The 13,872-nt window shown below is 72.3% G+C and carries 12 protein-coding genes and 1 pseudogene; 11 read left to right on the forward strand and 2 right to left on the reverse strand.

Features of this window, described 5'->3' with window-relative positions; translation table 11 throughout:
- From HOY81_RS27410 to HOY81_RS15515, 5 genes and pseudogenes are all read left to right on the forward strand, one after another.
- Positions 1 to 766 (forward strand): annotated as a pseudogene (locus tag HOY81_RS27410) (serine/threonine protein kinase); the annotation flags it as partial.
- Between the two features lie 53 nt (positions 767 to 819).
- Positions 820 to 2,016: a cyclic dehypoxanthinyl futalosine synthase gene (mqnC, locus tag HOY81_RS15500; RefSeq protein ID WP_237320995.1), complete on the forward strand. Its 1,197-nt coding sequence runs from the start codon at positions 820 to 822 to the stop codon at positions 2,014 to 2,016.
- Between the two features lie 134 nt (positions 2,017 to 2,150).
- Complete coding sequence (locus HOY81_RS15505) at positions 2,151 to 2,762, forward strand: Uma2 family endonuclease (RefSeq protein WP_237320996.1); 612 nt, start codon at positions 2,151 to 2,153, stop codon at positions 2,760 to 2,762.
- Between the two features lie 66 nt (positions 2,763 to 2,828).
- Positions 2,829 to 3,524 (forward strand): demethylmenaquinone methyltransferase, encoded by a 696-nt coding sequence (locus HOY81_RS15510; protein WP_237320997.1) that lies wholly within the window; start codon positions 2,829 to 2,831, stop codon positions 3,522 to 3,524.
- A 229-nt stretch (positions 3,525 to 3,753) separates the two neighbouring features.
- On the forward strand, positions 3,754 to 5,049 hold the full coding sequence (locus tag HOY81_RS15515; RefSeq protein WP_237320998.1) for a geranylgeranyl reductase family protein: 1,296 nt from the start codon (positions 3,754 to 3,756) through the stop codon (positions 5,047 to 5,049).
- Positions 5,050 to 5,192: 143 nt separating this feature from the next.
- On the opposite strand, the gene HOY81_RS15520 is transcribed toward HOY81_RS15515, so the two are convergent.
- Positions 5,193 to 6,014: a C40 family peptidase gene (locus tag HOY81_RS15520; RefSeq protein WP_237320999.1), complete on the reverse strand. Its 822-nt coding sequence runs from the start codon at positions 6,012 to 6,014 to the stop codon at positions 5,193 to 5,195.
- A 438-nt stretch (positions 6,015 to 6,452) separates the two neighbouring features.
- Positions 6,453 to 8,027 (reverse strand): peptidoglycan-binding protein, encoded by a 1,575-nt coding sequence (locus HOY81_RS15525; RefSeq protein ID WP_237321000.1) that lies wholly within the window; start codon positions 8,025 to 8,027, stop codon positions 6,453 to 6,455.
- Between the two features lie 592 nt (positions 8,028 to 8,619).
- Here HOY81_RS15525 and HOY81_RS15530 point away from each other — a divergent pair.
- From HOY81_RS15530 to nuoF, 6 genes are read left to right on the forward strand one after another with little or no spacing between them, the layout of a single operon-like run.
- The gene (locus tag HOY81_RS15530) at positions 8,620 to 8,979 is read left to right on the forward strand and encodes an NADH-quinone oxidoreductase subunit A (protein ID WP_237321001.1); all 360 of its coding nucleotides are present in this window, start codon (positions 8,620 to 8,622) and stop codon (positions 8,977 to 8,979) included.
- Positions 8,980 to 8,991: 12 nt separating this feature from the next.
- Entirely contained in the window at positions 8,992 to 9,546 is a 555-nt protein-coding gene (locus HOY81_RS15535) for an NADH-quinone oxidoreductase subunit B family protein (RefSeq protein WP_237321002.1), read from the forward strand.
- Positions 9,543 to 10,286 carry an NADH-quinone oxidoreductase subunit C gene (locus HOY81_RS15540; protein ID WP_237321003.1) on the forward strand — a complete coding sequence of 248 codons (744 nt, stop codon included), beginning with the start codon at positions 9,543 to 9,545 and terminating at the stop codon, positions 10,284 to 10,286. The genes HOY81_RS15535 and HOY81_RS15540 overlap by 4 nt, the downstream gene beginning before the upstream one ends.
- A complete protein-coding gene (locus tag HOY81_RS15545; protein WP_237321004.1) occupies positions 10,286 to 11,623 on the forward strand; it encodes an NADH-quinone oxidoreductase subunit D in 1,338 nt (445 codons plus the stop codon). Before HOY81_RS15540 ends, HOY81_RS15545 begins: the two co-directional genes overlap by 1 nt.
- Positions 11,620 to 12,489: an NADH-quinone oxidoreductase subunit NuoE gene (gene nuoE, locus HOY81_RS15550; protein ID WP_237321005.1), complete on the forward strand. Its 870-nt coding sequence runs from the start codon at positions 11,620 to 11,622 to the stop codon at positions 12,487 to 12,489. The genes HOY81_RS15545 and nuoE overlap by 4 nt, the downstream gene beginning before the upstream one ends.
- Entirely contained in the window at positions 12,486 to 13,829 is a 1,344-nt protein-coding gene (nuoF, locus tag HOY81_RS15555; protein WP_237321006.1) for an NADH-quinone oxidoreductase subunit NuoF, read from the forward strand. Before nuoE ends, nuoF begins: the two co-directional genes overlap by 4 nt.
- Positions 13,830 to 13,872 lie beyond the last annotated feature (43 nt).

Genomic DNA, 13,872 nt, shown 5'->3' on the forward strand with positions numbered 1-13,872 from the left:
GGCGGAGCCCGGGCGGGCCGGGCCGTCCGGTGCCGGTCCGGGCGTGCCCGGGCCGCCGGCGGCGGGCGGCTTCGGGCCGCCCGCCCCGGCGTACGCCCCGGACGACCCCGCCGGAGAACCGGGGCCGCAGAGCGGGCGGGGCCGTTTCCGGGTGGCCGCCGCGGCCGCCACCGGCACCCCGCCCGGCGCCACCCGTGGGCGCCAGGTGAGCTGCACGCTGGTGCTCTCCGTGGCGGGTGCGCTGGTCGCGGTGCTGCTCGCCGCGACCGTCGTGTTCGACCTGCTGCCCGGCGGGGAGCGGGGTGACACCGCCCGGCCCCCGGCCTCCGACGGGCCGACGGCCTCCGGTGCACCCTCCGCCGAGCCCACCTCCGAGGACTCGGAGGGCTCGACCGGCGGGGCGGACGGCGGGGACGACGAGCCCGCCGTCCCCGAGGACTTCCTCGGCACCTGGAAGGGCTCCCTGACCACGGACAGCGGACTCCCCGCCGGCACCATGGAACTCACCATCGAGCAGGGCGCCGAGGGCGAGAAGGTCGCCTCCGGCACGGTCACCCTGCTGAGCCTGGTCTGCCCGGCGGAGTGGACGCTCACCTCGGCCACCGGGAGCAAGCTCGTGATGGACACCTCCGTCACCCGGCAGACCCCCGGGTGCACCGGCGGCACGGACGAGTGGTTCACCCTCCGTGAGGACGGCACGCTCCGCTACGAGGCCCGGGACGAGGCGGGCGGCAACCCCACCGGGACGCTGCGCAAGATCGGCTGATCCACCTGGCGTACGCTGGAGCGGTCGTTGCCGCCACCCGAAGGGACGTCACGGTGCCCGAGCACGCCGAGTGGAAGTCCGTACTCGACCGCGCCGCCGACGGCGGGCGGGTCACCCCGCAGGAGGCGCTCGACCTCTACCGTTCCGCCCCCCTGCACGCGCTCGGCCGGGCGGCCGACGCGGTGCGCCGCCGGCGCTACGCCGGCACCGAGCACATCGCGACGTACATCATCGAGCGGAACATCAACTACACCAACTCCTGTGTGACGGCGTGCAAGTTCTGCGCCTTCTACGCCTCACCGAAGAGCGACCAGGTGTGGGTCCGGGACCTGGACGACATCCTGCGGCGCTGTGCCGAGACGGTGGAGCTGGGCGGCACCCAGATCATGTTCCAGGGCGGCCACCACCCCGACTTCGGCGTGGAGTACTACGAGAAGCACTTCGCCGCCATCAAGAAGGAGTTCCCGCAGCTCGTCATCCACTCGCTGGGCGCCTCCGAGGTGGAGCACATGGCGCGGATCTCCGGGGTGAGCCCGGAGGAGGCGATCCGCCGTATCCACGACGCCGGGCTGGACTCCTTCGCCGGTGCCGGCGCCGAGCTGCTGCCCGAGCGGGCCCGGAAGGCCATCGCCCCGCTGAAGGAGTCCGGCGAGCGCTGGCTGGAGATCATGGAGACCGCCCACCGGCTGGGTGTGGAGTCCACCTCCACCATGCTGATGGGCACCGGCGAGACCAACGCGGAGCGGATCGAGCACCTGCGGATGATCCGGGACGTGCAGGACCGCACCGGCGGCTTCCGCGCCTTCATCCCGTACACCTACCAGCCGGAGAACAACACCCTGAAGGGGCAGACGCAGGCCACCCTCTTCGAGTACCTGCGCATGATCGCCGTTGCCCGGATCTTCCTGGACAACGTCGCGCACATCCAGGGCTCCTGGCTGACCACCGGCAAGGAGGTCGGCCAGCTCTCGCTGCACTACGGCGCGGACGACCTGGGCTCGGTGATGCTGGAGGAGAACGTCGTCTCCTCCGCGGGCGCCCGGCACCGCTCCGACCAGATGGAGCTCATCGAGCTGATCCGCGCGGCCGACCGGGTGCCGGCACAGCGCAGCACCACCTACGAGCACCTGGTGGTGCACGACGACCCGGCGCAGGACCCGGTGGACGACCGGGTGGTCTCGCACTTCTCCTCCACCGCCCTCGACGGCGGCAGCGCCCACCCCGAGCTCAAGCTCGTCGACACGGTCTGACCGGCCCCCCTCCACCCGGCCGCCCGGCCCCACGCCGCCGGGCGCGTCAACCGGCATGGCGGCCGTCCCTCCCGTCGAGTGAGGGTACGGTCGTTTCAGGGACCACGGCACGTGTGTCGTCCACGCTTGCGCCCATGGGAGTAGTGATGACCCGCGAACGGCAGGAGCAGGCCACTCCGGACACCTGGATGAGCCCGCCGGAGGGCGGCTGGCGCTACGACCAGGTCAGGGAACTGGATCTCCCCTTCGACTGGGAGCTGGTGGACGGAGAGATCGTGCCCCGAGGGATGACGCACTTCTGGCATGACCGTGTGCGCAACAGGCTCTTCCTTGCCCTGAGCAAGGCAGAAAGGGCCCCGTACACGGCAGATGTCGAACGCTGCGTCATGCTCGACGAGCACACGGTGATCAAGCCGGACCTCGTCGTCTACGACAAGACCGGCCTGGACGTCTTCACCCTGGAATGCCTGCCGGTGTCGCAGGTGCGTCTGGTGGTGGAGGTCGTCTCGCCCGGCTCGCGCAGCGAGGACCGGTTCCGCAAGCCCGGGATACTCGCCGAGGTGGGCGTGCCGTACTACTGGCGCGTCGAGCGGGGCGAGGAGGGGGTGCCCGTGGTGCACGAGTTCTGGCGGCACCACGAGGCCGGGACGCTCGCGCCGCCGGATCACCCCACCCACCGCCTGCGGCTGAAGACCGACGTGCCGTTCCCCGTCGCCGTGGACCTGGCGGAGCTGGTCGAGCTCTGAGGACCCCGCCCCGCCGGAGGCGTGCCCCGGCCGCCGGGGGCCGGGGCGGGGCGGGACAATGGTCGTGTGACCCGAGCATCCCTGGAGAAGCAGCCGCACGAAGTCGCCGCGATGTTCGACGACGTGGCGGCGCGCTACGACCTCACCAACGACGTGCTGTCGCTCGGCCAGGCCCGGCTCTGGCGGCGAGCCGTGGCACGGGCCGTCGACGCCCGGCCGGGCGAGCGGGTGCTGGACCTCGCCGCCGGTACGGGCACCTCCTCGCTGCCGTTCACCGGCGCCGGCGCGTACACCGTGCCCTGCGACTTCTCCACCGGCATGCTCGCCGAGGGGCGCCGCCGCCACCCCCGGTTGCCGTTCACCGCGGGGGACGCCACCCGGCTGCCCTTCCGGGACGGCGTCTTCGACGCCGTCACCATCTCCTTCGGGCTGCGGAACGTGCAGGACACGGACGCCGCGCTGGCCGAGACGCTGCGGGTGACCCGGCCCGGCGGGCGGGTGGTCGTCTGCGAGTTCAGCCACCCGGCCTGGGCGCCCTTCCGCACCGTCTACACGGAGTACCTGATGCGGGCGCTGCCCCGGGTCGCCGAGGCGGTCTCCAGCAGCCCGGACGCGTACGTCTACCTCGCCGAGTCCATCCGCGCCTGGCCGGACCAGCCGGCGCTGGCCCGGCGGCTCCAGGCCGCCGGCTGGTCCCGGGTGGCCTGGCGTAACCTCAGCGGCGGGGTGGTCGCCCTGCACCGCGCCTGGCGCCCGGCGTAGCGGCTCCGCACCGCCGGCGCGGGCCGCCTGCCCGGAACCCCGCCGTCCCGGCATGCCCGCAACCTGCCTGCCGGGGCCGTGCCCGGGGCCGGCACCGGGCGACGCGACCCCGGCCGCGCGGCGTCCGTGCGGGCCCGTCCGGCCCGGCGCGGGGCGTCCTCCTAGACTGGGCGTGTCCAGCGCCCGGCACGGCCGGCACGCGCCACACCGAGTCTTGCGGGAGACCGTCGTGACCGAGCCCCAGACGAAGGCAGCCTCCGAGCACCACGCCGACGTGATCGTGGTCGGCGCCGGGCCGGCCGGGTCCACCACGGCCTACCACCTCGCCCGCTCCGGCCTCGACGTGCTCCTGCTGGAGAAGACGGCCTTCCCGCGGGAGAAGGTGTGCGGCGACGGCCTGACGCCGCGCGCGGTGAAGCAGCTCGCGGGGATGGGCGTCGACATCTCCGAGGAGGCCGGCTGGCTGCGGAACAAGGGCCTGCGGATCATCGGGGGCGGTCAGCGGCTCCAGCTCGACTGGCCCGAGCTGGCCAGCTACCCGGACTACGGACTGGTCCGCAAGCGGGACGACTTCGACCTCCAGCTCGCCCGCCAGGCGGAGAAGGCCGGGGCCCGGCTGCACGAGCGGTGCAACGTCGGCGAGCCGCTCCTCGACGACCGTACGGGCCGGATCATCGGCGTGCAGGCGAAACTCGGCGAGGAGCGTACCCCGGTGACCTTCCGGGCGCCGCTGGTGGTCGCCGCCGACGGCAACTCCACCCGGCTGTCCCTCAAGATGGGCCTGCACCGCCGGGACGACCGCCCGATGGGCGTCGCGGTGCGCACCTACTTCACCTCGCCCCGGCACGACGACGACTACCTGGAGTCCTGGCTGGAGCTCTGGGACCGCCGGGGCCCGGAGGACCGGCTGCTGCCCGGCTACGGCTGGATCTTCGGCATGGGCGACGGCACCTCCAACGTGGGGCTGGGCGTGCTCAACACCTCCGCGGCCTTCAAGGACCTGGACTGGCGTGAGGTGCTCAAGGCCTGGTGCGCCTCCATGCCCGAGGACTGGGGCTACACCCCGGAGAACATGACGGGCCCGATCCGCGGCGCCGCGCTGCCGATGGCCTTCAACCGGCAGCCGCACTACACCCGCGGTCTGCTGCTGGTCGGCGACGCCGGCGGCCTGGTGAACCCGTTCAACGGCGAGGGCATCGCGTACGCCATGGAGTCCGGGGAGATCGCCGCGCAGGTCGTGGTGCAGGCGCAGGCCCGCAGCACCCCCTCCCAGCGGGAGCTGGCGCTGCGCTCCTACCCGCGGGTGCTCAAGGACACCTACGGCGGCTACTACACCCTGGGCCGCGCCTTCGTGAAGCTCATCGGCAACCCGAAGGTGATGAAGCTGGCGACGGAGCGCGGGCTGAGCCACCCGGTGCTGATGCGCTTCACCCTCAAGATGCTGGCCAATCTCACGGACCCCACGGGCGGGGACGCCATGGACCGCATCATCAACGGGCTCTCCAAGGTGGCGCCCAAGGCCTGAGGGGCCACCGCCCGGCGGGTCCGTGCGACGGGCCCGGACAGAGCGACGGGCCCCGGACGCGAAGGCGTCCGGGACCCGTCGTGGCTGTGCGGTGCCGGGGCGCGACTGCGGCGCGGCGGTCGTGATACGGCGTCAGCGCGGCGTCACAGGACGCGGGTCGCGCCGTCCGGCGGCCAGTCGGAGACGTTCTGCACCACGACGCCCTTGGAGGGGTTCGCCGCGTCGATGTACTGGCCGCCGCCGACGTAGACGGCCACGTGGTGGGCGCTGCCCGCGCCGCCCCAGTAGAGGATGTCGCCGGGCTGCGCCTGGCTCACGGACACCTGGGTGCCGGCGGCCGACTGGCCCTGCGAGACGCGCGGCAGGCTGACGCCGATCTGCCGGAACGCGGTCTGCACCAGTCCGGAGCAGTCGTACGCGCTCGGCCCGGAGGCGCCCATCACGTACGCCTTGCCGACCTGGGCGCGCAGGAAGCCGACCAGTTCGCCGACGCTGCCGGTGGCTGCGACGTCGATCTCGGTGCGGGGTGCCGCGCGGGACGCCCGCTCCTCCTCGGCGGCGGCCCGGGCACGGGCCTCGGCCTTGCGGCGGGCCTCCGCCTTGCGGTGGGCCTCGGCCTCGGCCTTCGCCTTCTTCTGGGCGGCGATCTCGGCGGCCTCCTCGGCCGCCCTGTCCCGTGCGGCCGCCAGGTCGTAGCGGGCGGCGGAGGTCTGGAGTGCCTGCGCGGTCCGCTCGGTGCCGGCCGTGAGGTCGGCGGCGAGCGTGGGGACCGTGGGGATCTCTGCGGTCGTCTCGGCGGCGGTCTCGCCGGCGCCGTCGGCACCGTGCGCGGAGGAGGGCGTGGCGCCCGAGGTCACCGCGATGGTGCTGAGCACGCCACCGGCGACTCCGGCGCGCCAGGCGGCCTGACGGCCGCTGCGCACCCGGGGCTTCCGGTGGCTGGGTATGACTGCGTTCGGGGACATGGGAACTGGCTATCAGGGGGCCCGGGTTCCCTTCAATTGGGGTGGGATGCGCCACACTCGTCGGCTACCGGGCCTGTTGGGGGGATTCGGAGCCCTCCGTGCACCCCGGAGGGCGGCCTTCCGCGCCCGACTACGCGGCCATACCCAGGGAGTTGTCCGGGAGGTCCGGATTGCGTCTTCGGCTTATCACGCGACGGTAACGCGCGCAACGACGGCGGATCGCGGCGGCCCGGGGGCGTGGTGCACCTCACGTGGCGGTGTCGCACCGTCAGGTGGAGGTGCCCGAAGTGCCCCTGCAAAGCGGTCATTCCGCCGTTAACGGAGCATCGGCGGACGCACTGCCCGCCGCGTCGTGGTGCCGCCCCGTCCACGGCGGGCGGCGCGCCGGCCGCACGGGGGCGTGCGGCCGGCGCGCCGTCAGGAGCGGGTGGCGGCCGGTCACCGGCCGGACTGCAGCGCTCCCCAGGTCTCGTCGCCGACGAGGCCGTCCACGCCCAGTCCGCGGCCGGTCTGGTAGTCGCGGACGGCTTCCTCGGTCTTCGGGCCGAAGAGCCCGTCGGTCTCGACGGTGCGGCCGAGGGCGGCGGTCAGGGCCCGCTGGAGCCGGGTCACCGCGGCGCCCGAGTCGCCGTTCTGCAGCAGCGGTGTGGACCCGGCGGAGAGCAGCGCCGTCCAGGTGCGCTTTCCGACGACGCCGTCGGCGGTCAGTCCGCGGTCGCTCTGGAAGGAGCGCACGGCGGCGTCGGTGGCGGGCCCGAAGATCCCGTCCACGCTGCCGGCGTCGAAGCCCTGCGCGTTCAGCAGGTACTGGGCCGCCTTCACCTGGTCGTTCCGGTCACCCTCGCGCAGGGTGTCGTAGGAGGGGAAGCTCAGCCGGGGCGTGACCTCGCCGCTGCCGCCGACGAGTTCCATGTAGTAGTCCCAGTCCCAGTACGGCCCGGGGTCGGTGTGGTCGTTGCCCGGCACCTCGTGGTGGCCGACGACGTGCGCCCGGTCCTTCGGGATGCCGTACTCGTCGCACAGGTGGCGGGTGAGCGCGGCGGAGGAGCGGTACATGGCGTCGGTGAACCAGGTCGGGTCGTCGACGTACCCCTCGTGCTCGATGCCGACGGAGTAGGGGTTGCCGGAGCGGGCGTGCCAGGCGGTGTCCCGGTCCCGCACCATCTGCGTCACCTCGCCGTCCGAGGAGCGCACCACGTAGTGGGCGCTCACGTCGGAGGAGGGGTTCTGGAACCAGCTGATGGTCCCGGCGTAGCTGCCCTGGGTGACGTGGACGACGACGGTGGTGATCGAGGAGGCGCGGCCGGAGGAGTAGTTGCTGGGGTCGGCCGGCACCCAGCGGGCCGGCGGGTAGTCGGCGCTCTGCAGGGCCGCGCCGTCACCGGAGCCGTCCAGGGAGGGCACCGCGGCGTACCGGCCGCGCTCGGGGTCGACCGGGCGCGGGCGCACGGTGACCCGCTCGCCGGCGGGGGTGTGGGCGCTGACGCCGTCCGCGAGGAAGCGGTAGACGGTGTCGGCGTAGAGCCGGGCGGTGCGCGGGTCCTCGGCGCCGCCGTAGCGGGCCACGGCCGGGTACCAGGCGTCCGGGTCGCGGCGCTCGGCGCCGGTCAGGCCCAGCGCCCGGGCGTGGTCGGCGAGCACGGCGGCGCCGCCCCGGATGTTGGCCACGGTGTCCCGGCGGAGCACGGAGCGCGGGGTGCCGGTCAGCTCGGCGGCCCGTTCCAGGCTGTGCTGTCCGGGGTTGTCGGCCAGGTGCATCACGCCGTAGCCGTTGGCGTGGCTGGGACGCCCGTCGTGGCCGTCCAGATGCGTCTCGCCGTACCCGACGGCGACCAGCAGGTCGCGCGGGACCCGGTACTCCTCGGCGGCCTCCGTGAAGGCGTGGTTCATCGTGGGGGGTTCCGCGGGCGCGGGGGCGGCCTGCGCGCTCTGGCCGGTGAGGACCAGGGCGGCGGCCAGCCCGCCGAGAGCGACGGAGCGGAGCCGCCGCCACAGCGGGGTTCCTCTGGACATCGGTGACCTCCTGCGGGGGTCTCGTGGGGGTGAGCCCGGCCGGTGGACGGCACTGTCGAGGGCATGTCAAACATGCGGGTCGCGCGTGACGCACGTCAACCAGCGGTGCCCAGGAAAGAAAGAGCCACAGGAGCAGACCACTGAAGCGTCCCCCGCGGGTGGCGGCGAGGCCCCGGAGGATGCGCTTCCGTCTTGTGCCGGCGTTCACGACCGGCGCCCTCCCGTCCGTGCGCGCGAGGGGCGCCCCCGGTCGCCGGGCCGCTCGCCGCGGGCGGTGCGAGTAGCACGCGGAGCTGTCCAGCGCGAATTTGCCATCGCATTATGCTGGGTGCTAAGGGGACCTGCTGCACGGCAGGTCAGGCGCCTTGGGACGTCACCGTTGGTGATGGCTTCAGAGCTTCGCGTATGAAGATCGCCAGATGTGTGACCGGGTGATCCGCCGCCGGGTGGTGAAGATCACAAAGTCGTTGTCGTACCCCGTGTCGCAGATCACAGAGCCGCAGGCATAGGATGCCCTTCGCCAGGGCTTGTGAACTGCCTCACATAGGAGCGATCTTCCTGACGTGGGGGCGACCGGAAGGAGCGAGGAGCGGTGAACGCGTACGCGCCCATCCTTGTGCTGGGGGGCCTGGGAGCGGCCTTTGCGATCTTCTCCGTGGTGATGGCCTCGATCATCGGCCCCAAGCGCTACAACCGGGCCAAGCTCGAGGCCTACGAGTGCGGGATCGAGCCGACTCCCCAGCCGTCCGGCGGCGGCCGCTTCCCGATCAAGTACTACCTGACGGCGATGCTGTTCATCGTCTTCGACATCGAAATCGTCTTCCTCTACCCCTGGGCGGTCACCTTCGACGCCCTGGGGCTTTTCGGGCTCGTGGAGATGCTGCTCTTCGTGCTCACCGTCTTCGTCGCCTACGCCTACGTGTGGCGGCGCGGCGGCCTGGAATGGGACTAGGGGCGTAGAGAAATGGGACTCGAAGAGAAACTGCCGAGCGGCTTTCTGCTCTCCACCGTCGAGCAGGCCGCCGGGTGGGTCCGCAAGTCGTCGATGTTCCCGGCGACCTTCGGACTCGCCTGCTGTGCCATCGAGATGATGACGACAGGCGCGGGCCGCTACGACCTGGCCCGCTTCGGCATGGAGGTCTTCCGCGGCTCACCCCGCCAGGCGGATCTCATGATCGTGGCAGGGCGGGTCAGCCAGAAGATGGCCCCGGTGCTGCGTCAGGTCTACGACCAGATGCCCAACCCGAAGTGGGTCATCTCCATGGGCGTGTGCGCCTCCTCCGGCGGGATGTTCAACAACTACGCGATCGTGCAGGGCGTCGATCACATCGTCCCCGTGGACATCTACCTGCCCGGCTGCCCGCCGCGCCCGGAGATGCTGATGGACTCCATCCTCAAGCTCCACGAGCACGTCAAGAACGAGAAGCTCGGCGTGAACCGCGAGCGCGCGGCCCGCGAGGCGGAGGAGGCGGCGAAGCGTGCGCTTCCGACGATCGAGATGAAGGGGCTGCTGCGGTGAGCGCATCGAGTGAGCAGAACGGGCACAACCCCGACCAGGACGTGAACGCGAACAACCTCCCCGGGCAGCGCGGGGACGCCGGCGAGGTCATCGGCGTACGCCGCGGGATGTTCGGCCCCAGCGCCGGCGGCGACACCTCCGGCTACGGCGGTCTGGTCCGTACGGTGCGGCTGCCCGGTGCGGCCCAGCGCCCGTACGGCGGCTGGTTCGACGAGGTGGCCGACGAGCTGGAGGGTGCCCTGGAGGAGCAGGGGCTCGCCCCCGAGGAGGCGCTGGAAAAGACGGTCGTCGACCGCGAGCAGCTCACCTTCCACGTGGCCCGGGAGCACCTGCGGCAGGTCGCCCGCACCCTGCGGGACGACCCGGCGCTGCGCTTCGAGATGTGCACCGGCGTCAGCGGGGTGCACTTCCCCGGCGACGAGGGCCGCGAGCTGCACGCCGTCTACCACCTGCGCTCGCTCACCCACAACCGGATGATCCGGCTGGAGGTGAGCGCGCCCGACGCGGACCCGCGCATCCCGTCGATCGTGGAGGTCTACCCGACCAACGACTGGCACGAGCGGGAGACCTACGACTTCTTCGGCATCGTCTTCGACGGCCACCCCGCCCTGACGCGGATCATGATGCCCGACGACTGGCAGGGCCATCCGCAGCGCAAGGACTACCCCCTCGGCGGCATCCCCGTCGAGTACAAGGGCGCCCAGATCCCGGCTCCCGACCAGCGGAGGTCGTACAGCTGATGTCCACTGCACACGCACCCCACGCGACGGCCGGCGCCCGTGAGACCACCGAGGGCACCGTCTACGACGTCACCGGCGGCGACTGGGACGAGCTCGCCTCGGCGGCCGCCCGCAGCGACGACGAGCGGATCATCGTCAACATGGGTCCGCAGCACCCGTCCACGCACGGCGTGCTCCGGCTCATCCTGGAGATCGACGGCGAGACCGTCACCGAGGCCCGCTGCGGCATCGGCTACCTGCACACCGGCATCGAGAAGAACCTCGAGTACCGCACCTGGACCCAGGGCACGACCTTCGTGACGCGCATGGACTACCTCATGCCGCTGCACAACGAGGCGGCCTACTGCCTGGCGGTGGAGAAGCTGCTCGGCATCGAGGACGACGTGCCGCAGCGGGCGAACGTCATCCGGGTGCTGCTGATGGAGCTCAACCGGATCTCCTCGCACCTGGTCTACCTCGCCACCGGCGGCATGGAGCTGGGCGCCACCACCGTCGCCATCTCCGGCTTCCGGGACCGCGAGATGATCCTGGACCTCTTCGAGCTGATCACCGGCCTGCGGATGAACCACGCGTACATCCGGCCCGGCGGTCTCTCCCAGGACCTGCCGCCCGGCAGCATGGACGCGCTCCGCGAGTTCGTGAAGAAGTTCAAGAAGAACCTGCCGGAGTACGACAAGCTCGCCGTCGGCAACCCGGTCTACAAGGCCCGGCTCAAGGACATCGGCTACCTCGACCTGGCCGGCTGCATGGCGCTCGGCGCCACCGGGCCCATCCTGCGCTCCGCCGGCCTGCCGTTCGACCTGCGCAAGGCCCAGCCGTACTGCGGCTACGAGACCTACGACTTCGACGTCCCCACCACCGACACCTGCGACTCCTACGGGCGCTTCCTGCTCCGCATCGAGGAGATGCGGGAATCCCTGAGGATCGTCGAGCAGTGCCTCGACCGGCTGGAGCCCGGGCCCGTGATGGTGGCCGACAAGAAGATCGCCTGGCCCGCCCAACTGGCCCTCGGCCCGGACGGGCTGGGCAACTCCCTGGACCACATCCGGAAGATCATGGGCACCTCCATGGAGGCCCTGATCCACCACTTCAAGCTGGTCACGGAGGGCTTCCGGGTGCCGCCGGGGCAGGCGTACGCGGCCGTGGAGTCCCCCAAGGGCGAGCTGGGCGTGCACGCCGTGAGCGACGGCGGCACCCGCCCCTACCGGGTGCACTTCCGCGACCCGTCCTTCACCAACCTCCAGTGCATGGCGGCGATGTGCGAGGGCGGCCAGGTCGCCGACGTCATCGTCGCCGTCGCGTCCATCGACCCCGTGATGGGAGGCGTCGACCGATGACCGACGTAGAGCTGGGCATCCCCGGGATGCCCGCCCCCGACTACCCGTCGGACGTACGGGCGCGGCTGGAGCAGGACGCGAAGGAGATCATCGGCCGCTATCCGGACAGCCGCTCCGCGCTGCTGCCGCTGCTGCACCTGGTGCAGTCCGAGGACGGTCACGTCACCCGCACCGGCCAGCGGTTCTGCGCCGAGATGCTGGGCCTCACCACCGCCGAGGTGAACGCCGTCGCGACCTTCTACACCATGTACCGGCGGAAGCAGGGCGGCGACTACCAGGTCGGCGTCTGCACCAACACGCTCTGCGCGGTGATGGGCGGCGACGCCATCTTCGCCGAGCTCCAGGAGCACCTCGGCGTCGGGAACGGCGAGACCACCGGCGACGGCAGGGTGACCCTGGAGCACATCGAGTGCAACGCGGCCTGCGACTACGCGCCCGTGGTGATGGTCAACTGGGAGTTCTTCGACAACCAGGACCCCGCCTCCGCCAAGCGTCTGGTGGACGACCTGCGGGCCGGCCGCGAGGTGCGGCCCACCCGTGGCGCCCCGCTGTGCAGCTTCAAGGAGACCTCCCGCATCCTCGCCGGCTTCCCCGACGAGCGCCCCGGCGCCGTCGAGGCCACCGGCGGCGCGGGACCGGCCTCGCTGGCCGGGCTGCGGCTGGCCAAGGGCGAGGCGGAGTCCCCGGCCCGGGTGGTCGCGCCGCGCGGCGCGGGCGGCGACGAGGGCGGGGACGTGCCGGGCCCCGGCGCCCGTACCACCGGCGAGGAGCGGGCCACCCACCCGAGCTCGCACGACGCGCCGCAGGCCACCGCGCCCGCCGACCCGGCGCACCCCAGCGGACCGGTCACCGAGGAGGACCAGTGAGGACCACCGAGTCGCCCGAGAAGCTGCTGGCCCCGGTGCTCTCGGCCTTCTGGGACCAGCCGGAGTCGTGGACGCTGGAGACCTACCGGCGGCACGACGGCTACCAGGGCCTGCGCAAGGCGCTGGCGATGGACCCGGACGACCTCATCGCCTACGTCAAGGACTCGGGCCTGCGCGGCCGCGGCGGCGCCGGCTTCCCCACCGGCATGAAGTGGCAGTTCATCCCGCAGGGTGACGGCAAGCCGCACTACCTCGTCGTCAACGCCGACGAGTCGGAGCCCGGCACCTGCAAGGACATCCCGCTGCTCTACGCCAACCCGCACTCCCTCCTGGAGGGCATCGCGATCGCCTGCCACGCGATCCGCTCCGACCACGCCTTCATCTACCTCCGCGGCGAGGTCGTCCCCGTGCTCCGCCGGCTCCACCTGGCGGTGCGCGAGGCCTACGAGGCGGGCTACTTCGGCAAGGACGCCCTCGGGCCGGGCAAGGACCTCGAGGTCACCGTGCACGCCGGCGCCGGCGCCTACATCTGCGGCGAGGAGACCGCGCTGCTCGACTCCCTGGAGGGGCGCCGCGGCCAGCCCCGGCTGCGTCCCCCCTTCCCGGCCGTCGCCGGTCTCTACGCCTGCCCCACCGTGGTGAACAACGTCGAGTCCATCGCCTCGGTTCCCGCCCTGCTGCACCGCGGCAAGGAGTGGTTCCGCTCGATGGGCAGCGAGAAGTCCCCGGGCTTCACGCTCTACTCGCTCAGCGGCCATGTCGCCCGGCCGGGCCAGTACGAGGCGCCGCTCGGCGTCACGCTGCGGCAGCTCCTGGAGATGAGCGGCGGCATGCGGCCCGGCCACCGGCTGAAGTTCTGGACGCCCGGCGGCTCCTCCACCCCGCTGCTCACCGATGAGCACCTGGACGTCCCGCTGGACTACGAGGGCGTCGGCGAGGCCGGCTCCATGCTCGGCACCAAGGCCCTGCAGTGCTTCGACGAGACCACCTGCGTGGTCCGGGCGGTGACCCGCTGGACCGAGTTCTACGCCCACGAGTCCTGCGGCAAGTGCACCCCCTGCCGGGAGGGCACGTACTGGCTGGTCCAGCTTCTCCGCGACATCGAGGCCGGCAAGGCAGGCCAGGCCGACCTCGACAAGATCGCCGACATCGCCGACAACATCAACGGCAAGTCCTTCTGCGCCCTCGGCGACGGCGCCGCGTCCCCGATCTTCTCCTCGCTGAAGTACTTCCGCGAGGAGTACGAGCAGCACATCGGCGGCCGGGGCTGCCCCTTCGACCCCGCCCGGTCCACCGCGTGGGCCGACGCGCAGAACCCGCACATGGAGGTGTCCGCATGACCGTGGCGCCCGGGCCCGCGCGGGGCCGCGGCTTCGCCGCCGG

The organism is Streptomyces sp. JJ36 (assembly GCF_021696945.1).
In the GTDB taxonomy this organism is placed as follows: Bacteria; Actinomycetota; Actinomycetes; order Streptomycetales; family Streptomycetaceae; genus Streptomyces.